Origin of the sequence: Micromonospora avicenniae, from assembly GCF_900156065.1 — a bacterium.
GTDB classification, from domain to species: Bacteria; Actinomycetota; Actinomycetes; order Mycobacteriales; family Micromonosporaceae; genus Micromonospora; species Micromonospora avicenniae.
Genome location: NZ_FTNF01000002.1, coordinates 137,262 through 162,084, shown reverse-complemented (window position 1 = coordinate 162,084; position 24,823 = coordinate 137,262). Strand labels below are relative to the sequence as shown.

The 24,823-nt window shown below is 71.0% G+C and carries 23 protein-coding genes and 1 pseudogene; 17 read left to right on the top strand and 7 right to left on the bottom strand.

Going from position 1 to position 24,823, the window contains the following annotated elements; genetic code table 11:
• Positions 1 to 272 precede the first annotated feature (272 nt).
• From gap to secG, 4 genes are all read left to right on the top strand, one after another.
• On the top strand, positions 273 to 1,277 hold the full coding sequence (gene gap, locus BXA10_RS04050; protein WP_076467660.1) for a type I glyceraldehyde-3-phosphate dehydrogenase: 1,005 nt from the start codon (positions 273 to 275) through the stop codon (positions 1,275 to 1,277).
• The gene (locus tag BXA10_RS04045; RefSeq protein ID WP_076467659.1) at positions 1,274 to 2,473 is read left to right on the top strand and encodes a phosphoglycerate kinase; all 1,200 of its coding nucleotides are present in this window, start codon (positions 1,274 to 1,276) and stop codon (positions 2,471 to 2,473) included. Before gap ends, BXA10_RS04045 begins: the two co-directional genes overlap by 4 nt.
• Positions 2,473 to 3,264: a triose-phosphate isomerase gene (tpiA, locus tag BXA10_RS04040; RefSeq protein WP_076467657.1), complete on the top strand. Its 792-nt coding sequence runs from the start codon at positions 2,473 to 2,475 to the stop codon at positions 3,262 to 3,264. The genes BXA10_RS04045 and tpiA overlap by 1 nt, the downstream gene beginning before the upstream one ends.
• Before the next feature lie 98 nt (positions 3,265 to 3,362).
• Positions 3,363 to 3,623, top strand: coding sequence for a preprotein translocase subunit SecG (gene secG, locus BXA10_RS04035; protein ID WP_076468253.1), 261 nt, complete (start codon positions 3,363 to 3,365; stop codon positions 3,621 to 3,623).
• A 139-nt stretch (positions 3,624 to 3,762) separates the two neighbouring features.
• On the opposite strand, the gene pgl is transcribed toward secG, so the two are convergent.
• The 6 genes from pgl to tkt all read right to left on the bottom strand — a co-directional run bounded on the left by pgl (position 3,763) and on the right by tkt (position 12,259).
• Positions 3,763 to 4,533 (bottom strand): 6-phosphogluconolactonase, encoded by a 771-nt coding sequence (gene pgl, locus BXA10_RS04030; RefSeq protein WP_076467655.1) that lies wholly within the window; start codon positions 4,531 to 4,533, stop codon positions 3,763 to 3,765.
• A 72-nt stretch (positions 4,534 to 4,605) separates the two neighbouring features.
• Complete coding sequence (locus BXA10_RS04025; protein WP_076467653.1) at positions 4,606 to 5,619, bottom strand: glucose-6-phosphate dehydrogenase assembly protein OpcA; 1,014 nt, start codon at positions 5,617 to 5,619, stop codon at positions 4,606 to 4,608.
• 88 nt (positions 5,620 to 5,707) lie between these two features.
• A complete protein-coding gene (gene zwf / locus BXA10_RS04020; RefSeq protein WP_076467652.1) occupies positions 5,708 to 7,258 on the bottom strand; it encodes a glucose-6-phosphate dehydrogenase in 1,551 nt (516 codons plus the stop codon).
• A 2-nt stretch (positions 7,259 to 7,260) separates the two neighbouring features.
• Positions 7,261 to 8,910: a glucose-6-phosphate isomerase gene (locus tag BXA10_RS04015; protein WP_076467650.1), complete on the bottom strand. Its 1,650-nt coding sequence runs from the start codon at positions 8,908 to 8,910 to the stop codon at positions 7,261 to 7,263.
• Positions 8,907 to 10,085 carry a transaldolase gene (tal, locus tag BXA10_RS04010; protein WP_076467648.1) on the bottom strand — a complete coding sequence of 393 codons (1,179 nt, stop codon included), beginning with the start codon at positions 10,083 to 10,085 and terminating at the stop codon, positions 8,907 to 8,909. The genes BXA10_RS04015 and tal overlap by 4 nt, the downstream gene beginning before the upstream one ends.
• Before the next feature lie 17 nt (positions 10,086 to 10,102).
• Complete coding sequence (gene tkt, locus BXA10_RS04005) at positions 10,103 to 12,259, bottom strand: transketolase (protein WP_425436034.1); 2,157 nt, start codon at positions 12,257 to 12,259, stop codon at positions 10,103 to 10,105.
• 243 nt (positions 12,260 to 12,502) lie between these two features.
• Here tkt and BXA10_RS04000 point away from each other — a divergent pair, with 243 nt between their 5' ends.
• The 3 genes from BXA10_RS04000 to BXA10_RS03990 all read left to right on the top strand — a co-directional run bounded on the left by BXA10_RS04000 (position 12,503) and on the right by BXA10_RS03990 (position 15,009).
• The gene (locus tag BXA10_RS04000; protein WP_076468252.1) at positions 12,503 to 13,462 is read left to right on the top strand and encodes a heme o synthase; all 960 of its coding nucleotides are present in this window, start codon (positions 12,503 to 12,505) and stop codon (positions 13,460 to 13,462) included.
• 289 nt (positions 13,463 to 13,751) lie between these two features.
• Complete coding sequence (locus tag BXA10_RS03995) at positions 13,752 to 14,081, top strand: hypothetical protein (protein WP_076467644.1); 330 nt, start codon at positions 13,752 to 13,754, stop codon at positions 14,079 to 14,081.
• Between the two features lie 7 nt (positions 14,082 to 14,088).
• Positions 14,089 to 15,009, top strand: coding sequence for an ATP-grasp domain-containing protein (locus tag BXA10_RS03990; RefSeq protein WP_076467642.1), 921 nt, complete (start codon positions 14,089 to 14,091; stop codon positions 15,007 to 15,009).
• 151 nt (positions 15,010 to 15,160) lie between these two features.
• Here BXA10_RS03990 and BXA10_RS03985 read toward each other — a convergent pair whose 3' ends face one another.
• Positions 15,161 to 16,108, bottom strand: a complete 948-nt coding sequence (locus BXA10_RS03985) for a COX15/CtaA family protein (RefSeq protein ID WP_076468250.1) — start codon at positions 16,106 to 16,108, stop codon at positions 15,161 to 15,163.
• A gap of 152 nt (positions 16,109 to 16,260) precedes the next feature.
• Here BXA10_RS03985 and BXA10_RS03980 point away from each other — a divergent pair.
• The 10 genes and pseudogenes from BXA10_RS03980 (at position 16,261) to BXA10_RS03935 (ending at position 24,777) form a co-directional block, all read left to right on the top strand.
• Positions 16,261 to 17,029 (top strand): annotated as a pseudogene (locus BXA10_RS03980) (helix-turn-helix transcriptional regulator).
• On the top strand, positions 17,026 to 18,456 hold the full coding sequence (gene sufB / locus BXA10_RS03975) for a Fe-S cluster assembly protein SufB (protein WP_076467640.1): 1,431 nt from the start codon (positions 17,026 to 17,028) through the stop codon (positions 18,454 to 18,456). Before BXA10_RS03980 ends, sufB begins: the two are co-directional and overlap by 4 nt.
• Positions 18,457 to 18,553: 97 nt before the next feature.
• Complete coding sequence (sufD, locus tag BXA10_RS03970; RefSeq protein ID WP_076467638.1) at positions 18,554 to 19,696, top strand: Fe-S cluster assembly protein SufD; 1,143 nt, start codon at positions 18,554 to 18,556, stop codon at positions 19,694 to 19,696.
• Positions 19,696 to 20,022: a non-heme iron oxygenase ferredoxin subunit gene (locus BXA10_RS03965; protein ID WP_076467636.1), complete on the top strand. Its 327-nt coding sequence runs from the start codon at positions 19,696 to 19,698 to the stop codon at positions 20,020 to 20,022. Before sufD ends, BXA10_RS03965 begins: the two co-directional genes overlap by 1 nt.
• Positions 20,022 to 20,795 (top strand): Fe-S cluster assembly ATPase SufC, encoded by a 774-nt coding sequence (sufC, locus tag BXA10_RS03960; RefSeq protein ID WP_076467634.1) that lies wholly within the window; start codon positions 20,022 to 20,024, stop codon positions 20,793 to 20,795. Before BXA10_RS03965 ends, sufC begins: the two co-directional genes overlap by 1 nt.
• 17 nt (positions 20,796 to 20,812) lie before the next feature.
• Complete coding sequence (locus BXA10_RS03955) at positions 20,813 to 22,117, top strand: cysteine desulfurase (RefSeq protein WP_076467632.1); 1,305 nt, start codon at positions 20,813 to 20,815, stop codon at positions 22,115 to 22,117.
• Positions 22,117 to 22,587 (top strand): Fe-S cluster assembly sulfur transfer protein SufU, encoded by a 471-nt coding sequence (gene sufU / locus BXA10_RS03950; RefSeq protein ID WP_076467630.1) that lies wholly within the window; start codon positions 22,117 to 22,119, stop codon positions 22,585 to 22,587. Before BXA10_RS03955 ends, sufU begins: the two co-directional genes overlap by 1 nt.
• Positions 22,584 to 22,955, top strand: a complete 372-nt coding sequence (locus tag BXA10_RS03945) for a metal-sulfur cluster assembly factor (RefSeq protein ID WP_076467628.1) — start codon at positions 22,584 to 22,586, stop codon at positions 22,953 to 22,955. Before sufU ends, BXA10_RS03945 begins: the two co-directional genes overlap by 4 nt.
• 423 nt (positions 22,956 to 23,378) lie before the next feature.
• Positions 23,379 to 24,005, top strand: coding sequence for a LysE family transporter (locus tag BXA10_RS03940; protein WP_076468248.1), 627 nt, complete (start codon positions 23,379 to 23,381; stop codon positions 24,003 to 24,005).
• Between the two features lie 109 nt (positions 24,006 to 24,114).
• A complete protein-coding gene (locus BXA10_RS03935; protein WP_076467626.1) occupies positions 24,115 to 24,777 on the top strand; it encodes an acVLRF1 family peptidyl-tRNA hydrolase in 663 nt (220 codons plus the stop codon).
• Positions 24,778 to 24,823 lie beyond the last annotated feature (46 nt).

Here is a 24,823-nt window from a genome sequence, read left to right as displayed (position 1 = left end):
TCCGCCGTGGTGTGCGACGGGTCCGGAACGCGAGCCGGTCACCACCCCGCGCAGCGCCCTGTCACGCGCTCGGATAGGGTCGCAGCGTACGGCAAGGGGGCCGGCACCGGTACTCCACGCCGCGCGTACCGCCTCGGGCGGTCAGGTCCTCAAAGACCGCGGCGGGGTGGCCGAGATGAATTGTCAACGGCCGGCTCCAACGGTCGGCGCACATCACTCCGCCGGCGACACGGTCTGCGGCCGGCGGACCAGAACGCGAGGAGATGGGACCTGTGACCATCCGGGTTGGCATCAACGGCTTCGGTCGGATCGGCCGCAACTTCTTCCGGGCAGTGCTGGCGTCCGGCGCTGACGTCGAGGTCGTGGCGGTGAACGACCTGACCGACAACGCGACGCTTGCCCACCTTGTCAAGTACGACAGCATCCTGGGCCGCCTCCCGCAGGAGGTCAAGGCGACCGCCGACGAGATCACCGTGGGCGGCAAGACCATCAAGGCGTACGCCGAGAAGGACCCGGCGAAGCTGCCGTGGGGCGAGGTCGGCGCCGACGTGGTCATCGAGTCCACCGGCTTCTTCACCGACGCCACCAAGGCCAAGGCGCACATCGACGGCGGAGCCAAGAAGGTCATCATCTCCGCGCCGGCGAAGAACGAGGACGTCACGGTCGTCATGGGCGTCAACCAGGAGACGTACGACCCGGCCAAGCACACGATCATCTCGAACGCCTCCTGCACCACCAACTGCCTCGCCCCCATGGCGAAGGTGCTGCACGACACGTTCGGCATCCAGCAGGGTCTGATGACGACCATCCACGCGTACACGCAGGACCAGAACCTGCAGGACGCGCCGCACAAGGACTTGCGCCGGGCCCGGGCCGCCGCCCTGAACATCGTGCCGACCTCGACCGGTGCCGCGAAGGCGATCGGCCTGGTGCTGCCGGACCTCAAGGGCAAGCTGGACGGCTACGCGCTGCGGGTGCCGATCCCCACCGGTTCGGTCACCGACCTGACCGTCACGGTCGGTCGCGAGACCACGGTCGACGAGGTCAACGCCGCGCTCAAGGCGGCCGCGGACGGCCCGCTCAAGGGCATCCTCATGTACAACGAGGACCCGATCGTCTCCACCGACATCGTCACCGACCCGGCGTCCTGCATCTTCGACGCGCCGCTCACCAAGGTGATCGGCAACCAGGTCAAGGTCGTCGGCTGGTACGACAACGAGTGGGGCTACTCGAACCGCCTGGTGGACCTGGTCAAGCTGGTCGGTAGCTCGCTGTGAGCATCCGGACCCTCGACGACCTGCTCGCCGAGGGGGTCTCGGGTCGGCGCGTGCTCGTGCGCGCCGACCTGAACGTCCCGCTCGACAAGCAGACCGGTGCGATCACCGACGACGGCCGTATCCGCGCCGTCCTGCCGACCCTGAGCGCGCTGATCGGGGCCGGTGCGAAGGTGACAGTCTGCTCGCACCTGGGCCGTCCGAAGGGCGCGCCGGACCCGCAGTTCAGCCTGCGGTCGGTCGCCGGCCGGCTCGGCGAGCTGCTCGGCGTCCCGGTGCACTTCGCCACCGACACCGTCGGCGACTCGGCCCGCTCCACTGTCGAGGCGCTCGGCGACGGTGAGGTCGCCCTGCTGGAGAACCTGCGCTTCAACGCCGGCGAGACCAGCAAGGACGAGGCCGAGCGGGCGTCCTTCGCCGACCAGCTCGCCGGGTTCGGCGAGGCGTACGTCGACGACGCGTTCGGCGCGGTGCACCGTAAGCACGCCAGCGTCTACGACGTGCCGGCCCGCCTTCCGCACTTCGCCGGCCGGCTGGTACTGCGCGAGGTGGAGGTCCTCTCCACGCTCACCGGCGAGCCCGAGCGGCCGTACGTGGTGGTGCTCGGCGGCTCGAAGGTCTCCGACAAGCTGGCGGTGATCGAGGCCCTGTTGCCGAAGGTCGATCGGCTGCTCATCGGCGGCGGTATGTGCTTCACCTTCCTCAAGGCCCAGGGCCACGAGGTGGGCACCTCGCTGCTCGAGGACGAGATGGTCGAGACCTGCCGCAACCTCCTTGAGCGTGCGCCGGGCAAGATCCTGCTCCCGGTCGACGTGGTGGCGGCCGACGCGTTCTCGCCGGACGCCACGCACGACACGGTCCGCGCCGACGGCATCCCGAGCCACCGGCTGGGTCTGGACATCGGCCCGGAGACCGTGGCCGGGTTCGCCGCCGCCCTCAAGGGCGCACGGACGATCTTCTGGAACGGCCCGATGGGCGTGTTCGAGATGGCGCCGTTCGCCCACGGCACGCGGGGCGTGGCCGAGGCGATCGCCGGTTCCGGGGCGTTCACGGTCGTCGGCGGTGGCGACTCCGCCGCGGCGGTGCGGGCGCTCGGCCTGGACGAGTCCTCGTTCGGGCACATCTCCACCGGTGGTGGGGCATCCCTGGAGTACCTGGAGGGCAAGACCCTCCCCGGCATCGCTGCTCTGGAGAACTGATGGCGGGCCCCGCTCGCCGGCCGCTGATGGCCGGCAACTGGAAGATGAACCTCAACCACTTCGAGGCGAACCTGCTCGTGCAGAAGTTGGCGGCGAGCCTCAACGAGAAGCAGCTCACCGACGTCGAGGTGGTGATCCTGCCGCCGTACACCGATCTGCGCACCGTGCAGACCGCGGTGGAGGGCGACAAGCTGATGATCGGCTACGGCGCGCAGGACCTGTCGCCGCACGCCTCGGGCGCGTACACCGGCGACATCTCCGGGCCGATGCTGGCCAAGCTCGGCTGCACCTACGTGGTGGTCGGGCACTCCGAGCGGCGGATCCACCACTACGAGAGCGACGCCCTGTGCAACGCCAAGGTGCAGGCGGCGCTGACCCACGGGCTGACCCCGATCCTCTGCGTGGGGGAGGGGCTGGACGTGCGTGAGCAAGGGCGGCACGTGTCGCACTGCTCGGAGCAGCTCGAGGGTGCCCTCGCGGGCGTCAGCGCCGAGCAGGTCACCAAGGTCGTCGTGGCGTACGAGCCGGTCTGGGCGATCGGCACCGGCAAGACGGCGACACCGGAGGACGCTCAGGAGGTGTGCGGGGCGGTCCGTGATCGACTGGCCAACCTCTACGACCGGGGCACCGCGGAGCAGGTCCGGATACTCTACGGCGGCTCGGTCAAGGCGTCGAACGTCGCCGCGACCATGGCCCAGCCGGACGTGGACGGGGGGCTGGTGGGCGGTGCGAGCCTGGACGCCGAGGAATTCGCGCAGATCTGCCGGTTCCCGGAACACATCGCTCGCTGATCGCTCGCTATCCTTGACTCCGCCCGTCCGCCGGTCGGTGCCGCCGTGCCCGACCTGTCCGGGCGAGGATCGCTACGAGAGGACTGACCCCAGCCATGCTGCCGACCTGGTTCGCATACACGTTGATCGTGTTGCTGATCATCACGAGCATCCTGCTCACCATGCTGATTCTGCTGCACCGAGGTAAGGGTGGTGGGCTGTCCAGCATGTTCGGCGGGGGTGTCAGCTCCAGCCTCGCCGGTTCCTCCGTCGCGGAGAAGAACCTCGACCGCTACACCGTCCTGGTGGGCATCGTCTGGTTCGCCTGCATCGTCGGGCTCGGCCTCTGGCTCCGTCTGCAGATGAGCAGCGGGGCCTGATCGGCCGGTTCGAGTCGTACAATCTGCGCGCGGTCCGTCACTCGACGGGCCGCGCGCAAACTTTTAAACACGGAAAGAGTGGCCATTCTCGGCGGAATGGCCACTCTTTCCGTGAACGAGGCGCTGCGGGGGGGGTGGGTCAGCGCAGGCTGCGTAGGCGCGCGGGAACGTCGGCCGCCGCGGGCCGGTCCAGCAGCCAGAGGGTACGGCTGACGCCGTGTACGCCGGCCGCGGGCAGCTGCACCGGCCCGGCGCCCGCCAGGGCCATGCCCACGGCCCGCGCCTTGTCGGCGCCACTGGCCACCAGCCAGACCTCCTCGGCGGTGTTGATCGTCGGGAGGGTGAGCGTGGTGCGCACCGGCGGTGGCTTCGGGCTGCCCCGGACCGCGCTGACCGGCCGGCTCTCGTAGTGCACCGGGTGTTCGGGGAAGACCGAGGCGACGTGCCCGTCCTCGCCGACGCCGAGCATCAGCACGTCGAAGTGGGGCAGCTCGGCGGTACCGGGCCGCGCAGCCGCGGCCAGCTCGGCGGCGTACCGGGCGGCGGCCTCCTCCGGATCCGGCCCGGCCGGACCGTCCGACGCCGGCATCGGGTGCACCCGGGCCGGGTCCAGCGGCACCGCGTCGAGCAGCGCCGCCCGGGCCTGGGTCTCGTTGCGCTCCGGGTCGCCCGCAGGCAGGAACCGCTCGTCACCCCACCAGACGTCGACCCGCGACCAGTCGACCGCGTCCCGCGCCGGCAGGGTCGCCACGGCCCGGTAGACGGCCGCCGCGATCCGGCCGCCGGTCAGCACCACGGATGCCTGACCCCGTTCGGCCTGCGCGTCGAGCAGCTTCACCACGAAGCGTGCCGCCACCGCCTGCGCCAGCAATCCGGCGTCGGCGTGGACGGCGACACTCGCCTCACTCATCTTGTGCCTTTTCCTGTTCGAATCGACCGTCCGGCGGTCGGTACGTCGTTGCTCGGGCGGGTACGGCCACCGTCATCGCTGGCTGGTGGCGGTGTGCGCGGTGACTCCCGCCTCCGCCCGCTCGGCCGTGGCGGGGTCCTTCCACACGTGGACCCGCGTGGCCGGGCGCTGCTCCAGCCCGGTGACGCCCGAGATGGCGCCCAGCGCCTCCGCGTAGACCTGGTCGGCGTCGAGCCGGCGCAGCTCCTCGGCCAGTTCGTCGCCGAGCGGGCGGCGGACCAGCGGAAGCTGCCGGTCGTCCTGACCGGTACGCCGGAACGTGGCGACGCTGTCCTCCCGGGTGAGGATGAGCTGGTCGCCGTTGGTGCAGCTCAGCTGCACCTCCCGCATCCGGGGAAACTCGTCGGTGTGCTCCCAGCGCGGGCTGATGCCGAGCCGGCTGCTCAGCCAGCCGCACATCAGCGCCGCGGTCGGGTCCTGCCGCGGCGCCACCAGCCGGGCCTCGCTGACCCTCGCCTCGGTGGTGTCGAAGGCGCCCGCGACCAGCGTGCGCCACGGGGTGATCCGGGTCCAGGCCAGGTCGGTGTCGCCCGGCGCGTAGTCGTGGGCCCGCTGGCGCAGCGCCGCGATCGGGTCCCTGGCCTGTGCCGTGTCGGTGATCCGGCGGTCGGCCACCACGCCGAGGAAGTCGGTGGCGATCTCCTCCGGCGGCTCGCCGTGCCACCAGGTGACCACCGGCACGTCCGGCACGAGCAGCGGCATGACCACCGACTCGGCGTGCAGCGCCAGCCGGCCGTACGTCCGCATGACCACGGCCTCGCAGGGGCCGAGCCGGCCGCCCACGACGATCTCCGCGTCCAGCCGGTTGCGGTCGCGCTCGATCTCGGAGCGGACCACCACCAGCAGGCGGCAGGGGTGGGCGGCGGCGGCGATGGTGGCCGCCGCCTCCGCCTCGCGCACCCGCTTCTCGTCCACCACGACGATGAGCGTGAGCGCCATCCCGCTGGCCACGCCGCCCGCGCTGCGCCGTTCTGCGGCGAGCGCCTTGACCACCTCGTTGCCGGTGGTGTCCCACAGGCCGATCACTGAAGCCTCCCGCTTCGCGCGCTCGCGCCGCTCCGCAGCGGCGCGAGCGCGCCTCCGCTGTGCCGAATCGTTCGTTCGCTCACGCCGATCACGCCCGCCGCCAGGCGCGGCCCTCGTCGGCCAGCATCTCGTCGGCGGCCCGGGGGCCCCACTCGCCGGCCCGGTACGGCTCCGGCTTGGTGCCCTGCCAGGCCCGCTCCAGCGGGTCGACGACCTGCCAGCTCTGCTCGACCTCGGCCGCGTCCGGGAAGAGCGTCCGGTCGCCGATGAGGACGTCCAGCACGAGCCGCTCGTACGCCTCCGGGCTGGACTCGGTGAACGCTTCGCCGTACTGGAAGTCCATCGCGATGTCGCGGACCTCCATGGCGGTGCCGGGCACCTTGGAACCGAACTTCAGCACCACGCCCTCGTCCGGCTGGACCCGGATGACGAGCTGGTTGTTGCCGAGCGACTCCACGTCGGTCCGGTTGAACGGTAGGTGCGGCGCCTTCTTGAACATGATGGCGACCTCGGTGACCCGCCGGGGCAGGCGCTTGCCGGCCCTGATGTAGAACGGCACCTCCGCCCAGCGCCGGTTCTGGATGCCCAGCCGGACCGCCACGTACGTCTCGGTGGTGGAGTCCTCGGGGACGCCCTCCTCGTCGAGGTAGCCGACGGCCCGCTCGCCGCCGACCCAGCCGGGCAGGTACTGGCCGCGGACGGTGCCCTGGCTGACGTCCTTCGGCAGGGTGATCGCCTTGAGCACCTTCAGCTTCTCGGTGCGGATCTCGTCCGGGTCGAAGCTCGTCGGCTCCTCCATCGCCACCAGCGCGAGCAGCTGGAGGAGGTGGTTCTGGAACACGTCGCGGGCCGCGCCGGCCGAGTCGTAGAAGCCGGCGCGGGTGCCGATGCCGACGTCCTCAGCCATCGTGATCTGCACCGAGTCGACGTACTTGGAGTTCCACAGCGGCTCGAACAGGTTGTTGGCGAACCGCAGGGCGAGGATGTTCTGGACGGTCTCCTTGCCCAGGTAGTGGTCGATCCGGAAGACGTCCTTGCTGGTGAAGACGTCGTCCACCAGGTCGTTGAGCGCCTTCGCCGAGGGCAGGTCGTGCCCGAACGGCTTCTCGACCACGACCCGGCGCCACCCGCCCGACTTGGCGTTGTCCGCCATGCCGGTGCGGGCGAGCTGCTTGAGGACCACCGGGAAGGCCGCCGGGGGGATGCTGAAGTAGAAGGCCGCGTTGCCCGGGATGCCGTGGGTCTCCCGAAGCTCGTCGAGAGTGGCGGCCAGCTGGTCGAAGGCCTCGTCGTCGTCGAACGACCCGCCCACGAACTTGATGTTGCCGGCGAGCCGCGCCCAGACCTCGTCCCGCCAGGGCGTCCGCGCGTGCTTGCGGGCCGCCTCGCAGGCGAGGGTCTCGAAGTCGCCGTCACCCCAGTCGCGGCGGGCGAACCCGAGCACCACGAAACCCGGGGGCAGCAGCCCCCGGTTGGCGAGGTCGTAGACCGCCGGCAGCAGCTTCTTCCGAGCCAGGTCGCCGGTGACCCCGAAGATCACCAGCGCGCACGGCTCGGGAATCCGCGGCAGCCGGCGGTCCTGCGGGTCGCGCAGCGGGTTGACGCCGCTTCTCCGCTCCGACTGTTCCACGTCGTCCATCCTCACGCCCGCAGCCCACTGGCCGCATCGAGCAGCTGGGCCACGCCGGCGGACCGGTCGGTCAGGTGCAGCCGGAGCACCGGCCGGTTCCGTCCGGCGAGCGCCTGCCGGTCGCCGCCGGCCTGGGCCGCCTGCAGCTCACCGAAGGTGTACGGCTTACCGGGCACCGGCAGGTCCTCGGTCACCGCGCCGGTCAGCTGGAGGTAGCTGCCGACCTGCGGGCCGCCCTTGTGGTACTGGCCGGTCGAGTGCAGGAAGCGGGGACCCCAGCCGAACGTGACGGGTCGCCCGGCCGCCTCGGCCAGCAGCGGGCGCAGTCGCGCCGCGTCGGCGTCGGCGAACCGGTCGAGGTACGCCATCACCGCGAGGTACCCCTCGTCGCCGAGTCCGTCGAGGAACCAGCGCAGCACGCCGGCCAGGTCGCCCGGAGCGCCGGCCGGGGCGTACACCTCGATCGCGCCCTCGGTGAACGACGGCGTCTCCGCCGGCAGCCCCGAGGCCAGGATCTTGTTGGTGTTCTCCTTGGACTCGGTGACGTTCGGCTGGTTGAACGGGTCGATCCCGAGCACCACGCCGGCCACCGCGGTGGCGTACTCCCAGGCCAGGAACTGCGCGCCGAGCGGGCCGTTGATCGCCACGTCCGGGTCGCCCCCGCCGCCGGGCACCTCGCCCGCGGCCAGCGCCCCGCCGTAGCTCACGGACAGCACGTCCGCGCCCTTGGCGCCGGCGCTCTGCGGCGACTCGACCACCACCGGGAGGATGCCGACTCCGGCCTTGCCGGTGGACTCGGCGATCAGCTGCTCGGCCCAGTCGCCGAGCCCGTCGATGCCGGTGCCGTCGGAGACCAGGGCGACCTTGTCGCGGCCGTCGGTGGCGGCGGCGCCGAGCGCGGCGCCCAGCGCCAGGGCCGGGTTGTCCTTGTCGGCGGCGAGCGTGGCGGCCAGGGCGTCGGCCTGGTCGAGCAGCTCGGACACCTCCACGCCGGCCAGCGCCGACGGGACCAGCCCGAACGCGGTGAGCGCCGAGTAGCGGCCACCCACGTTCGGGTCGGCGAGCACGGTGAACGCGCCCATCGCGGCGGCGGTCTCCTCGAGCGGCGAACCCGGGTCGGTGACGATGACGAAGTGCCGTCCGGCCTCCGCCTCGGTCATCCCGGCGTCCAGGAACGCCTGCAGGTACGCCCGGCGGTGGCTGTCGGTCTCCACGGTCGAGCCGGACTTGCTGGCCACCACGACGACGGTGCGCTCGAGCCGGTCACCGAGGGCCGCGCGTACCTGGCCCGGGTCGGTGGTGTCCAGCACGGTCAACGGCCGGCCGAGCGTACGGGTGATCACCTCGGGGGCCAGTGACGAGCCGCCCATGCCGGCGAGCACCACGTGGTCGAGGTCGGCCAGCTCCGCCTTCAGCTCGGCGAGCTGGGGGAGCAGCTCCCGGCTGCGCCGGTGGGTGTCCACCCAACCGAGGCGGATCTTCGCCTCGGCCTCGGCGTCCGGGCCCCACAGGGTCGGGTCCTTGGCGGCCAGCTTTGCCGGGACACCGGCGTTGACCAGCGCGTCGCGGGCCGAGGCCGGGGCGGCCTTGTCGACCGCCTCCGCCCCGTGCACGGTGAGTCCCGCGGCCGACTCGGCCGGGGTTGCGAACAGGTCGCTCACGCGTTGCCTCCCGCCTGCGCGGCCGCCTTGGCGTTGCCCTGCGCGACCCGGCCCGGGGTGCCCACACCCTGGGCCGCCGACTCCAGCGACTTGCGTACGCCGTCGAGCAGCTCCAGCCAGCTCGCCTCGAACTTCTCCACGCCCTCGCGCTCCAGCACCGCGATCACGTCGGTCATGTCCACGCCGGCCGCCTCCAGATCGGAGAAGGCCTTGCGGGCCGCGTCGTACCCGCCGGTGATGGTGTCGGCCTGGGTCTCGCCGTGGTCGGCGTACGCCTTGATGACCGACTCCGGCATCGTGTTGACCGTGCCGGGCGCGATCAGCTGCTCGACGTAGATGACGTCCCGGAAGTCGGGGTTCTTGGTCGAGGTGGAGGCCCACAGCGGCCGCTGCGGCTGCGCCCCGGCGTCGGCGAGCGCCTGCCACCGCTTGGAGGAGAAGACCTCGCTGTAGCGCTCGTACGCCAGCTGGGCGTTGGCGATGGCCGCCTTGCCTCGCAGCGCCTTCGCCTCGTCCGAGCCGATCTTCTCCAGCCGCTTGTCCACCTCGGTGTCGACCCGGGAGACGAAGAACGAGGCGACCGAACCGATGTTGGACAGGTCGTGCCCGTTCGCCTTCGCCTGCTCGAGGCCGGCGAGGAACGCCTCCATGACCTGCGAGTAGCGGTCCAGGCCGAAGATCAGCGTGACGTTGACGCTGATCCCCTCGGCCAGCGTCGCGGTGATCGCCGGCAGGCCCGCCTCGGTGGCCGGGATCTTGATGAAGAGGTTCGGCCGGTCGACCAGCCACCAGAGGGCCTTCGCCTCGGCGACGGTCTTCTCGGTCTCGTGCGCCAGCCGGGGGTCGACCTCGATGGAGACCCGGCCGTCGATGCCGCCGCTCTTGTCGTACGAGGGGCGCATCACGTCGCAGGCCCACCGTACGTCGTACGTGGTGAGCATGCGGACGGCCTCTTCGACCTCCACACCCCGTACGGCGAGGTCCCGCAGCTGCCAGTTGTACTCGTTGGCGTCACTCAACGCCTTCGCGAAGATCGTCGGGTTCGTGGTCACCCCGGCCACGTGCTTCTCCTGGCGCAGCTTCTCCAGCCCGCCGGAGGTAAGCCGAGTCCGGGAGAGATCGTCGAGCCAGATCGCCACGCCGGCGGAGCTGAGCTCGCCCAGTCTGTCAGTCATTTCGTCCACGCTCCCCTTCAGTTACCGGTCGTGTAACCGGTGATGTCGCCCACCCGAGTCAGCGCCGCCCGCGCGGCGGCCACGATCCGGTCGGGAGTGAACCCGAACTGCTCGAAGAGCACCGTGTGCGGCGCGCTGGCACCGTAGTGCTCAATGCTCACGCTCTCGCCGCAGTCGCCGACGATGTGCCGCCAGGACATCGCGATGCCTGCCTCCACGCTCACCCGTGCCTTTACCCCGCGGGGCAGGACCGACTCCCGGTAGGCCTCGTCCTGCTCGGCGAACCACTCCTGGCAGGGCATCGAGACGACGCGGGTGGGGGTCCCGTCGGCCTCCAGCCGCTCCCGGGCGGCGAGGCAGAGCTGCACCTCGGAGCCGGTGCCGACGATGATCACCTGCGGCTGGGCGTTGGACGCCTCGGCCAGCACGTACCCCCCCCGGGCCACGCCCTCGGCGCCGCCCAGCGTGCTGCGGTCCAGCGTCGGCAGCGCCTGCCGGCTCAGCGCGAGCGCGGTCGGCCGGTCGGTGTGCTCAAGGGCCGTCCGCCACGCCCACGCGGTCTCGTTGGCGTCCGCGGGGCGGACGACGTCCAGGCCGGGGATGGCCCGCAGCGCGGACAGGTGCTCCACCGGCTGGTGGGTCGGGCCGTCCTCGCCCAGGCCGATCGAGTCGTGCGTCCAGACGTAGATCACCGGGAGCTTCATCAGCGCGGCGAGCCGCACCGAGGGCCGCATGTAGTCGCTGAACACCAGGAACGTGCCGCCGTAGGGCCGGGTGCCGCCGTGCAGGGTGATGCCGTTGAGGATGGCGCCCATGGCGTGCTCACGGATGCCGAAGTGCAGCGTGCGACCGTACTCGTTGCCGGGGAACGCCTTGGTGGCGTGCGAGGCCGGGATGAACGACGGCTCGCCCTTCATGGTGGTGTTGTTGCTCTCGGCCAGGTCGGCCGAGCCGCCCCAGAGCTCGGGCAGGACCGGGGCGAGCGCGTCGAGCACCTTGGACGAGGCGGCCCGGGTGGCGATGCCCTTGGCGTCGGCCGGGAACTCCGGCAGCGCGTCCGTCCAGCCCGCCGGCAGGACCCGTCCGGCCAGCCGGTCGTAGAGCGCCTTGCGCTCCGGGTTGGCCTTCGCCCAGCTCCCGAACGTGGTGTCCCACTGCTGCTGGGCCTGCTCGCCGCGGGTCAGCACCTCGCGGGCGTGCGCGAGCACCTGCTCGTCGACGGCGAAGGTCTGCGCCGGGTCGAACCCGAGGATCTTCTTGGTGGCGGCCACCTCGTCCGCGCCGAGCGCCGAGCCGTGGATCTTGCCGGTGTTCTGCTTGTTCGGCGCGGGCCAGCCGATGATGGTTCGCAGCGCGATGATCGAGGGGCGGCCGGTCTCCGCCTTGGCGGCCAGCAGCGCCCGGTAGAGCGCCTCCACGTCCTCGTGGTAGTCGCCCTGGTCGGCGTCGCCGCGGCGCCAGTCGACGGTCTGCACGTGCCAGCCGTACGCCTCGTAGCGGGCCGCCACGTCCTCGCTCTTGGCGATCCGGGTGTCGTCCTCGATGGAGATCTCGTTGTCGTCGTAGATGACGACGAGGTTGCCCAGCTGCTGGTGGCCGGCGAGGGCGCTGACCTCGTGGCTGATGCCCTCCTCGATGTCACCGTCGGAGGCGATGCACCAGATGTGGTGGTCGAAGGCGGAGGTGCCCGCCGCGGTGTCGGGGTCGAACAGGCCACGCTCGCGGCGGGCGGCCATCGCCATGCCGACCGCGTTGCCCAGGCCCTGGCCGAGCGGCCCGGTGGTGGTCTCGACACCGGGGGTGTGCCCGTGCTCCGGGTGACCCGGGGTGAGCGAGCCCCACTGGCGCAACGACTTCAGGTCCTCGAGGTTCAGCGGGTAGCCCGAGAGGAAGAGCTGGATGTAGAGCGTCAGGCTCGAGTGGCCCGCGGAGAGCACGAACCGGTCCCGGCCGGGCCAGGCGGGGTTGGCGGGGTTGTGCCGCATCACGCGGTTGAAGAGAAGGTACGCCGCGGGCGCGAGGCTCATCGCGGTGCCGGGGTGGCCGTTACCGGATTTCTCCACGGCGTCCATGGCGAGCACGCGTACGGTGTCGACGGCCCGGCGGTCGAGGTCAGACCAGTTGAGTTCGGTCTCGGATTGGTTGGCAGCCACGTTGGTTGTGCTCCTCGGCAGATGGGCGGAACCCTCATTGGTGACCCTATCGAGTCGTCCTAAACGTCCGCCCGGGGATCACTGCATGGTCCTTGGTACTCCTTCCGGAGGATTCGGCGGTAGGCCGGAACGTGTGACGGCCCGCACCGTTGCCGGGTCGGCCGGGCAGCCAAAACGACAGCGCGTAGTGTGTGGGCGGTGTGGGGCCCGATCTGGGTCCGGCCGACCCGAATCTCCCGTGCCGACGCCGGAAGGTGGCAATCCGTGAGCATGATCACCGAGCGCCCCGTCAGCAACTCCGCCGGGCAGCCGCCCGTGCGGACGGTGGCGGAGGGCTCGGTCGCGCCACGGCGGGACGTCCGGGCGGTCTTTCGGGCGTACGTGACGCTGACCAAGCCGCGGATCGTGGAACTGCTCCTGGTGACCACGGTGCCGGCGATGATGCTCGCCGCCGACGGGCTGCCGTCGCTCTGGCTCGTCGCCGTGGTGCTGGTCGGTGGCTCGCTCGCGGCCGGCGCGGCCAGCGTGATCAACTGCTACATCGACCGGGACATCGACCAGTTGATGCGGCGGACGAAGCGCCGCCCGCTGCCCGCGCACACCGTCTCGCCGCGTAGCGCCCTCATCTTCGGCCTCACGCTCGCGGTGATCTCGGTTGCGCTGATGGCCGTGTTCACCAACCTGCTGGCCGCGGGGCTCACCCTGGCCGCGATCGTCTACTACGACTTGATCTACACGCTCTGGCTGAAGCGCACGACGGCGGCGAACACCTTCTGGGGTGGTGCCTGCGGCGCGGCCCCGGTGCTGATCGGCTGGGCCGCGGTCACCGGCTCGCTCTCGCCGGCCGCCTGGGGTCTGTTCGCGGTGGTCTTCTTCTGGCAGATGCCGCACTTCTACCCGCTGGCGATGAAGTACAAGGACGACTACGCCCGCGCGGGGATCCCGATGTTGCCGGTGGTGGCCTCCACCCGCCGGGTGAACGCCGAGATCCTGATCTTCACCTGGTTGACCGTGCTGACGTCGCTGGCGGTCTGGCCGCTGGGTATGAGCTTCGTCTACGGCGTGCCGACGCTGGTGGTCGGCGGCGTGCTCGTGGTCGAGGCGCACAAGCTGGCCCGTCGGGCGGCGAGCGGCCAGGCGGTCAAGCCGATGCGGCTGTTCCACTGGTCGACGACGTACCTGACCATCGTCTTCGCCGCGGTCGCGCTGGACGCGCTGCTCTGACAACCCGCGAGGCCGGCTGCGCGGCGAACCGTGGGGAAGCTCCCACAAAAATCATCATCATGGATTAGTTGTCCGGGTTTAGCAGCACATCGTGCCCTCTGTCGGCATGAGTCGGATCGGCTCAACCTGCGCCGGATCGCGTGCGGTTTGTCGAAGCGCTATGCCGGGAAAAGTGCTGAAAAACCCGGGCAAAACTCCTGTGGTCTTCCTTAAACGTCCAGGTAACAGGCATCACAAAAGGTTCACTGATCTCGTCCGTATCAGTGGCAACCTGCATAGGCTTCGCGTCATGGCAGATGGTTCCGATACGACGCTGACGGCTGAGCACAGCGATCAGGCCCCGAACGGCCTGGTCGCGGGGATCAAGTCGTTCGCCGCCGGACACGGCGGTGCGAAGGCCGTCATCGAGTACGTCGGCAAGCGCGGTGCACGCATCGTCCTCGTCGGTGAGGACGGCGAGTGGGGCGACCAGATGGCGACCGACACGGTCACCGCGCGCGAGGCGTGCGCCAAGGCGGGAGTCACCGTCGAGAACGCCTGGGAGCGGGAACTGATGGACCAGATGCGGCCGAGCAACGACCTCTGGCGGTCGATGGCCCGGCGCACGATGGCCCGTTGAGGACGAGTTGAACAACCACCACCAGCCGGCCCGGGGGAAACCCCGGGTCGCTCTCATAACCTGTGGCGAACTCGCCGACCTGGACCCGGACGACCGGCTCGTGCTCGCTCCGTTGGCCGCCCGGGGCGTCCGCGCCGAACCCGTCGTCTGGGACGATCCGGCCGCCGACTGGGCGGCGTACGACCTTGCGGTGCTCCGCTCACCCTGGGACTACATGCCCCGCCGGGACGAGTTCGTGGCCTGGGCGCAGCGCGTGCCGCGGCTGGCGAACCCCGCCGACGTGGTGCGCTGGAACACCGACAAGCGCTACCTCGATGAACTGTCGGCGGCGGGCGTCCCGACGGTCCCGACGGCGTGGGTCGGCCCGGGCGGGTCCTGGACGCCGCCCGCCGACTCGGGCGAATACGTGATCAAGCCGGCGGTCAGTGCGGGCAGTCAGGACACCGGCCGGTACGACCTGGCCGACCCGGAACACCGCGAACTCGCGGTGGCGCACGTGCGTCGGCTGTCGGCCGCCGGACGGGTGACCATGGTCCAGCCGTACCTCACCGCGGTCGACACCGCAGGCGAGACCGCGCTGCTCTTCCTGGCCGGGCGGCAGGGGCTGGCGTTCAGCCACGCCATCCGCAAGGGCCCGATGCTGACCGGCCCCGACTTCGGGGTCGACGGGCTCTACCGGCCGGAGGAGATCACCGCTCGGACGGCGACCGAGGAGCAGCTGGCGGTGGCCGCGAAGACCCTGGCGGCGGTGCCGGGCGGGTCGGACCGGCTGCTCTACGCCCGGGTGGACCTGATTCCCGGCCCGGACGGCCGGCCGATCCTGGTCGAGCTGGAACTCACCGAACCCTCGCTCTTCCTCGGCCACAGCGCCGGCGCCGCCGATCGGCTCGCCGACGCGATCCTCACTCGGCTGGAGAGCGAAACCTGATCCGCCCGCCCACCATTTCGGCGATCATGCAGTGGTGGCATGGCACAAGAGGCGCGATCGCGGGCATACCGCCCAAGGGCGCCTCCACGTCGGCCCCGGCCCCGGCTCCGACGCGGGGACGGGCCCGGGTCGATGGCTGCGCGGTGGCGGGTCAGACGGCGGCGGTGACGGGTTCGGCGGCCGGGGTGGGCGCCGGGACCGCGGGCACGGATCGGCGTTCCCGGGTCGACCACTGCACGTGCAGCGCGGCCAACAGGACCAGGCACGAGCCGAACATGTGCGCGCCGACGAGGACGCCGGGCAGGTGGGTGAAGTACTGCACGAAGCCGATCAGGCCCTGACCCAGTTCGACCCCGACCAGCAGCAGCGCGGCGCGTTCGGCCCGCGCCGCGCCCACCGCGCGGAACGCGAAGACCAGCGCCACCGAGAGCCCGAGCAGCAGGAACACGCTGTCGGCGTGCACCTGGGAGATCGACTCCGGGTCCAGTCCGTTGCGCACCGCGTCCCGGTCGCCGGCGTGCGGGCCGCTGCCGGTCACCCAGGTGCCGATCAGCAGCACCGCGACGCCGACCAGCGTGGTGAGCCGGGCCAGCGTCCGCAGCGGTGCGGGCACCACGGCGACCGCCGGCCCGTCCGGGTCCGCGGTGCGGCGCCAGAGGGCGTACGCGGCGGCGATCACCGCCATCGAGGCGAGGAAGTGCAGGCCGACCACCCACGGGTTCAGGTTGGTCAGCACGGTGATCCCGCCGACCACCGCCTGCGCCGGGATGCCGCAGAAGACCGCGATGGACAGCGCCAGCACCCCGCGCCGGCGTGGCCGGTGCGCCAGCGCCGCCAGCACGGTGGCGAACGCGATGATGCCCACTGCGAACGTGAGCGTGCGGTTGCCGAACTCGATCACCCCGTGCACGCCCATCTCGTTCGTGGGGACGTACGACCCGTCGGTGCATCGTGGCCAGGTCGGGCAGCCGAGCCCGGAGGCGGTCAACCGCACCGCCCCACCGGTGACCACGATCCCGACATTCGCGATGATCGAGGCGAGCGCGAGCCGGCGCAGCAGTGCCGCCGGGACCGGGAACCGATCGAGCAGGCGGTGCAGCGCGGCGGGGACCGGGAACCGGACGGATCGCTTCACGGCGCAAATCCTACGCAACGTAGTGATCGATCTTCCTTCGAGTCCGGTAACACGGTGGTTGGAATCACCGGGAGATCGGTTTGCGGGCCTCGGACGAAATACGTAACGTGGGCGTTGTGAAAAAGGCGGCGGGAGTCTCCCGGCACCGGTCGGCGACCGACCCGGTCGCCGGTCAGCGCGCGTCCGCCACCGTCGGGGCCGACCTGTCCACCCGTGACCGGGTGACCCAGCTGCTGCTGGAGCAGGGCGCGGCCACCGCGGCGCAGCTCGGTTCGGCCCTCGGGCTCAGCCCGGCCGCGATCCGCCGGCACCTTGACGCGATGCTCGCGGACGGTGACGTCATCGCCCGCGACCAGACGATCCACGGCCACCGGGGCAGGGGGCGCCCGGCGAAGGTCTTCGTGCTCACCGAGGCCGCCCGGGTCCGCTGCGGCACCCACCACTACGACAACATGGCCACCGCCGCGCTGCGCTGGATCGCCCGCAACGGCGGTTCGGAGGCGGTGGAGACGTTCGCCGCCGAGCAGGTCTCCGCCCTGGAGGCCCGCTGCCGGGCGGCCATGGAGGACGCCGGCGACGATCCGCTCGCCCGGGCGGAGGCACTCGCCGGCGCATTGACCGCCGAGGGTTACGCTGCGAACGCATCCACGATCGCCTCCGGCGGCCAGCTCTGCCAGCACCACTGCCCGGTGGCACACGTGGCCGCCGAGTTTCCCCAGCTGTGCGAGGCCGAGACCGAGGTGATCTCCCGCCTGGTCGGCACCCACGTGCAGCGCCTGGCCACCATCGCGCACGGCGACGGGGTGTGCACCACGCACATCCCCGCCCAGCCGGGGCGTGTCCAGTCCGGAAAGACCCGTCACCACTGTGAGGACAGATAGATGACCGAGCAGATCGTCCAGCCACTCACCCAGGAGGAGCAGCTCGCCGCCCTGGGCCGCTACGAGTACGGCTGGGCCGACCCGGACGTCGCCGGGGCCGCCGCCCAGCGGGGCCTCAACGAGGCGGTGGTGCGGGACATCTCGGCCAAGAAGAATGAGCCGGCCTGGATGCTCGACCTGCGCCTGAAGGGCCTGCGGCTGTTCGAGCGCAAGCCGATGCCGTCCTGGGGCGCCGATCTCAGCGGGATCGACTTCGACAACATCAAGTACTTCGTCCGGTCGACGGAGAAGCAGGCCACCAGCTGGGAGGACCTGCCCGAGGACATCAAGAACACCTACGACCGGCTGGGCATCCCCGAGGCGGAGAAGCAGCGGTTGGTCGCCGGTGTCGCGGCGCAGTACGAGTCCGAGGTCGTCTACCACAAGATCCGTGAGGACCTCGAGGAGCAGGGCGTCATCTTCCTCGACACCGACACGGCGCTCCGGGAGCACGAGGACCTGTTCAAGGAGTACTTCGGCACCGTCATCCCGGTGGGTGACAACAAGTTCGCCGCGCTGAACACCTCGGTCTGGTCCGGTGGCTCGTTCATCTACGTGCCGAAGGGTGTGCACGTGGAGATCCCGCTGCAGGCCTACTTCCGGATCAACACGGAGAACATGGGCCAGTTCGAGCGGACGCTGATCATCGTCGACGAGGGCGCGTACGTGCACTACGTCGAGGGCTGCACCGCGCCGCTCTACTCCTCGGACTCGCTGCACAGCGCCGTGGTCGAGATCGTCGTCAAGAAGAACGCCCGCTGCCGCTACACGACCATCCAGAACTGGTCGAACAACGTCTACAACCTGGTCACCAAGCGCGCCACCTGCGCCGAGGGCGCGACCATGGAGTGGGTCGACGGCAACATCGGTTCCAAGGTCACCATGAAGTACCCGGCGGTCTACATGCTCGGCGAGCACGCCAAGGGCGAGGTGCTCTCGGTGGCCATGGCCGGCGAGGGGCAGCACCAGGACGCCGGCGCCAAGATGGTGCACGCCGCGCCGCACACCAGCAGCACGATCGTCTCCAAGTCGATCGCTCGCGGTGGTGGCCGCACCTCCTACCGTGGCCTGGTCCAGGTGATGGAGGGCTCGCACCACAGCAAGAGCACTGTCAAGTGCGACGCGCTGCTCGTCGACACCATCTCCCGCTCGGACACCTACCCGTACGTCGACATCCGTGAGGACGACGTGGCGATGGGGCACGAGGCGACCGTCTCCAAGGTCAGCGAGGACCAGCTCTTCTACCTGATGAGCCGGGGAATGTCCGAGGACGAGGCGATGGCGATGATCGTGCGCGGCTTCATCGAGCCGATCGCCAAGGAGCTCCCGATGGAGTACGCCCTGGAGCTCAACCGCCTGATCGAACTCCAGATGGAGGGCGCGGTCGGCTGACGCCGCCTCCGCCCGGCCATGGCCGGACCCGGACCCGGTACGCCGGGTCCGGTCCAGCCCGCTTCGACCCTCCGATTCATGACAGACCAAGGAAGAGATGACTACCCAGGCTTCCGCGCCACCGACCACCAAGTCGCAGGCGCTGCGCTCGTACGACGTTGCCGACTTCCCCGCCCTGACGGGCATGGAGGAGGAGTGGCGGTTCACCCCGCTCAAGCGCCTGCGCGGCTTGGTGGGCCAGGCGCAGGCCGCCACCGGCGCGGTCCGGCACGAGCACGGCGATCTGCCCGCGGGCGTGACGCTCGGCCGCATCGCGAAGGACGACCCGCGGGTGGGCAGCGTGCTCACCCCGTTCGACCGGATCAGCGCGCTGGCGTACAGCGGTGCCGGTGAGGCGCTGCTGATCCAGGTCGCGCGGGAGGCCGTGGTCGCGGCGCCGGTGACCGTGCGGGTGGTCGGGGACGGTGCGGACGGCCTGGCCTTCGGGCACACCTTCGTCGAGGTGGGCCGGTTTGCCGAGGTGACCCTGGTGCTGGAGCACGTCGGCTCGGCCACGCTGGCCGACAACGTCGAGGTGGCGGTGGCCGACGGGGCGAAGCTGACCCTCGTCACTGTCGCCGACTGGGCCGACGACGCGGTGCAGGCGCAGCACCTCAAGGTGAAGCTGGGCCGCGACGCGAAGGTGGTGCACGTCCAGGTCTCGCTCGGCGGTGATCTGGTCCGGCAGTACACCTCGGTGGAGTACACCGACCGGGGCGGCGAGGCCGAGCTGTACGGCGTCTACTTCGCCGACTCGGGCCAGCACCTGGAGCACCGCCAGCTGGTCGACCACTCGGTGCCGGACTGCCGTAGCTACGTCGGCTACCGGGGCGCCCTGCAGGGGGAGAGCGCGCACACCGTCTGGGTGGGTGACGTGCTGATCCAGGCCGAGGCGACCGGCACCGACACGTACGAGATCAACCGGAACCTGCTGCTCAGCGACGGCGCGCGGGCGGACTCCGTACCGAACCTGGAGATCGAGACCGGCGAGATCGCCGGCGCCGGTCACGCGAGCGCGACCGGCCGTTTCGACGACGAGCAGCTGTTCTACCTCATGGCCCGGGGTATCCCGGAGGAGGAAGCCCGCCGGCTGGTGGTGCGCGGCTTCTTCGCCGAGCTGATCAACAAGATCCCGGTCGAGGAGCTGCGCGAGCGGCTCGGTGCGGCGATCGAGGAGCGGCTCGCCAAGGCGGGCGCCTGATGATCCGGATCTGCTCCACCGAGGACGTGCCCAAGGGCGCCGCGATCAGCGCGGACGTCGACGGCACGCAGATCGCGCTGGTGCACGGCGAGGACGACAATTTCTACGCCGTCCACGACGAGTGCTCGCACGCCGCGGTGGCTCTCTCCGAGGGTGAGGTCGAGGGCTGCACGCTGGAGTGCTGGCTGCACGGCTCCCGCTTCGACCTGCGTACCGGCGAGCCCACCGGGCTGCCCGCCACCGAACCCGTTCCCGTCTACCCCGTCGAAGTCCGCGACGGCGACATCTACGTCAGCCTGACGCCGAGCAATGGAGTGACCCGATAATGAGCACCCTGGAGATCCGCGACCTGAAGGTGTCGGTCAAGCTGCCCGAGGGTGAGCTCAAGCCGATCCTGGCCGGTGTCGATCTGACCGTCCGCTCCGGTGAGACCCACGCCATCATGGGCCCCAACGGCTCCGGCAAGTCCACTCTCGCGTACTCGATCGCCGGCCACCCCAAGTACGAGATCACCGGCGGTTCGGTGACCCTCGACGGCGAGGACGTGCTGGCCATGTCCGTCGACGAGCGGGCCCGCGCAGGCCTCTTCCTCGCCATGCAGTACCCGGTCGAGGTGCCCGGCGTGTCGGTGGCCAACTTCCTGCGTACCGCCAAGACCGCCATCGACGGCGAGGCGCCGAAGCTGCGTACCTGGGCCGGCGAGCTGCGCGGCGCGATGGAGCGGCTGCAGATGGACCCGGCGTTCGCCCAGCGCAACGTCAACGAGGGCTTCTCCGGCGGTGAGAAGAAGCGGCATGAGATCGTGCAGCTGGAGCTGCTCAAGCCGAAGATGGCGATCCTCGACGAGACCGACTCCGGCCTCGACGTGGACGCGCTGCGCGTGGTCAGCGAGGGCGTCAACCGGGTCCGCGACACCGGCGACACCGGTTTGCTGCTGATCACCCACTACACGCGGATCCTGCGCTACATCAAGCCGGACTTCGTGCACGTGTTCGTGGCCGGCCGGATCGTCGAGCAGGGTGGCCCGGAGCTGGCCGACAAGCTCGAGGACGAGGGCTACGAGCGGTACGTCGCCGGGGCCGGTTCGGCCCGGGCCTGAGCGTTAGGAACGCGGAGATGACCACGATCGCGATCCCGCCGGGGATGCCGCAGTACGACGACGTGCCGCGCTACGACGTAGCGAAGGTACGCGCCGACTTCCCGATCCTCGACCGGGAGATCAACGGGCACCGGCTGGTCTATCTCGACAGCGCCAACACCTCGCACAAGCCGCGTCAGGTGCTCGACGTGCTCGCCGAGCACTACGCGCGACACAATGCGAACGTGTCCCGGTCGGTGCACACCCTGGGCACCGAGGCCACCGAGGCGTACGAGGGCGCCCGGGCGAAGATCGCCGCGTTCATCAACGCGCCGAGCCCGGACGAGGTGGTGTTCACCAAGAACTCCACCGAGGCGATCAACATCGTGGCGTACGCGTTCTCCAACGCTTCGCTGCGTCCGGACGCCGACCCCCGGTTCCGCCTCGGGCCCGGTGACGAGGTGGTCATCTCCGAGATGGAGCACCACTCGAACATCGTCCCGTGGCAGCTGCTCTGTGAGCGCACCGGCGCGACCCTGCGTTGGTTCCCGGTCACCGACCAGGGGCGGCTCGACGAGTCGGGCCTGGACGACCTGATCACCGAGCGGACGAAGATCGTCTCGCTGGTGCACATGTCGAACATCCTCGGCACCGTGAACGCCACCGCGCGGATCACCGAGCGGGTGCGTCAGGTGGGGGCGCTGCTGCTGCTGGACTGCTCGCAGTCCGTGCCGCACCTGCCGATGGACGTGGTCGACTACGACGCCGACTTCATCGTCTTCACCGGTCACAAGATGTGCGGTCCGACCGGCATCGGGGTGCTCTGGGGCCGGGCCGAGCTGCTGGCGGCGATGCCGCCGGTGTTCGGTGGCGGCTCGATGATCGAGACGGTGGCGATGTCCGGCTCCACGTTCGCCGCGCCGCCGGCCCGGTTCGAGGCGGGCACCCCGCCGATCGCGGAGGCCGTGGCGCTCGGCGCCGCGGTGGACTACCTCTCCGGGATCGGGATGAAGGCCATCCAGTGGCACGAGAAGGAGCTGACGGCATACGCGCTCGACGCCCTCGCCACGGTGCCCGGCCTGCGGATCTTCGGGCCGACCGTGCCGGTCGGCCGGGGCGGCACCATCTCCTTCGCGCTCGGCGACGTGCACCCCCACGACGTGGGTCAGGTGCTCGACTCGCTGGGTGTGCAGGTGCGGGTGGGGCACCACTGCGCCCGCCCGGTCTGCACCCGCTTCGGGGTGCCGGCCACGACGCGGGCCTCGTTCTACCTCTACACCACCACCGAGGAGATCGACGCTCTGGTGGCGGGTCTTGAGCAGGTTCGGAAGGTGTTCGACTGATGCAGCTCGACCAGCTCTACCAGGAGATCATCCTGGATCACTACAAGCACCCGCACGGCCGCGGGCTGCGCGACGCCGACGGCGGAGCGCACCTCGCGGAAGCGCACCACGTGAACCCGACCTGCGGGGACGAGGTCACCGTGCGGGTGGCGACGGACGGCAGCGTGCTCACCGACATCTCGTACGAGGGCATGGGCTGCTCGATCAGCCAGGCGTCGGCGAGCGTGCTGCACGAGCTGCTGAGGGGCCGGCGCGCCGGGGAAGCCTTCGAGGTGCACGAGGCGTTCGTCGAGTTGATGTCCGGACGTGGTCAGGTCACGCCGGACGAGGATGTGCTCGGTGACGGGGTGGCGTTCGCGGGTGTGGCCCGCTACCCCGCTCGGGTGAAGTGCGCGCTGCTGCCGTGGATGGCGTTCAAGGACGCCGCGGCACGCGCCGGGGTGGGCGTGAGCCCGGAGGTGAAGGCATGAGCGACGAAACCACCACCGCCGCGACGCCGGCGACCGGCGGCGGCAAGGCCGCCCTCGCCGACATCGAGGAGGCGATGAAGGACGTCGTCGACCCGGAGCTGGGCATCAACGTGGTCGACCTCGGCCTGGTGTACGGGATGCACGTCGACGACGAGAACGTGGTCACCCTCGACATGACGCTCACGTCGGCGGCCTGCCCGCTGACCGACGTCATCGAGGACCAGGCGCGGCAGGCGCTGACCACCGGCCCGGGCGGCGGGTTGGTCAACGACATCCGGATCAACTGGGTGTGGCTGCCGCCGTGGGGCCCCGACAAGATCACCGACGAGGGACGCGACCAGCTCCGCTCCCTCGGCTTCAACGTCTGACCGGTCCTGCTCGACGGGCGCGGCACCCACCGGGTGCCGCGCCCGACGTGTCTCCAGCGTCCGACCTGTCTCCAGCGCCCCTCTCCGCCTGGGCTGCCGTCTCCGCCAACGGTGCTGCCCGGGGGATGGCGGCGGCCAGGACACATGTTGTGCGCACCGTGATACCTGAGAGGCATATTTATGCCTCTCAGGTATCACGCTCGGAGGGTTACGGCGCCCAAGGGTCGGCAGATGGCGCTGTTGGGGCTCGGCCGGCTGGCGGATCGGGGCCGGGTGAAATCGGTCGCGGGAACGGGTAGCGACGGGCCAGGATGACGGCGTGTTCGAGACGTACCGGATGACGCCCGTTCCTGCCGCCGCGGCCCGCAGCGCCCGCCGACAGCAGCGGCCGTGTGGTCGCGTCTCGACCCGCCGCGGCTCGTCGTGACCGGGGCGTTCCTCGCCGGCCTGGTCGCCGGATACGGCGTCGCCATTCCGGTCGGCGCGATCGCGGTGCTGATCCTGGGGCTGAGCGCCCGCACCTCGTTCCGCGTCGGCGCCGCCGCGGCCCTCGGCGTGGCCACGGCGGATGGCCTCTACGCCGCGGTCGCGGCGCTCGGCGGCGCCGCCCTGGCAGCGGTGGTCGCGCCCGTCGCCGGTCCGCTGCGAGCCGTGGCCGCGGTCGTCCTGCTCGCGATCGCCGTCCTCACGGCGTGGCGGGCGTTGCGCCCCCGGCCGGACGACGGTCCGCGTGCCGGCGTTCGAGGTCTGGACAGCCCGGGGCGGGCGTTCGCCGGTGTGCTCGCGTTGACCCTGCTGAATCCGGCGACGGTGGTCTACTTCGCCGCGCTGGTGCTGGGTCGCGGCGATGCCGCGGATCCGGATCCCTGGGTTGCCGCCCTCTTCGTTCTCGGCGCGTTCGTCGCGTCGGCGAGTTGGCAGCTGCTGATCGCCGGCGGCGGCACCCTGGTCGGCCGAGCGCTCGTGGGTCCGCGCGGCCGGCTGCTGACCGCGCTCGCGTCGAGCACCATCATCGCCGCCCTGGCCCTGGCCACCCTGCTCCACACCTGACCGCTACCACCTTGCGCCCCGGGGCGGGTCCGGCGTCGTCAACCTCATGATCGACACGGGCGGTGGGGCGCGGCGGCGAGTGGTCGTTGCGTGCCGTACGGTCGGAGCCATGTCGAGTCGACCCGCTGCCGGGGGTGGCCGGTGGGTCGAGATCGACCCGGCCCGGACGGCCCGCTGGGTGGAGGGCTTCGCCAGCCGGCACGGCCGGCCCGGCGTCAACAGCGAGCCGTACGGGTTGCTGCTCGCGGCTCCGGACGGCGCCACCGCCGAACTGCATACCCCACCCGGTGCCTCCCCGGCCGCCGACGTGCCGGGTTTCGTGGCCGCCGCCACCGCCCCACGCCGGCTCGGTCTGCTGCTCGCCCGCAAGGGCGGGGTCGCGGTCGGGATCGCCGAGGGCGCGGACCTCGTCGTGTCGAAGGTGGACACCCGCTACGTGCAGGGGCGGACGGCGGCGGGCGGCTGGTCCCAGCAGCGCTTCGCCCGGCGGCGCGACAACCAGACGAAGGCGGCGCTGGGCGACGCGACCGAGCTGGCGGTGCGACTGCTGTTGCCGCAGGTCTCGTCGCTTGCCGCGTTGGTCTGCGGCGGTGACCGGCGGGCGGTCGACACCGTGCTCGCCGATCGGCGGCTCGCTCCGCTGGCGGAGCTGCGCGCCGACCGGCTGCTGGACGTGCCCGAGCCGCGGCACGCCGTACTCGTCGACGCGATCACCGGCGCCCGCGCGGTGCACGTGCTCGTCCGCGAACCCGACCGCGACGCACCCCGCTGAGGCGCGTCCCACCGCTCCGGCCGGGCAGCGGGATCGTGCTGGATCC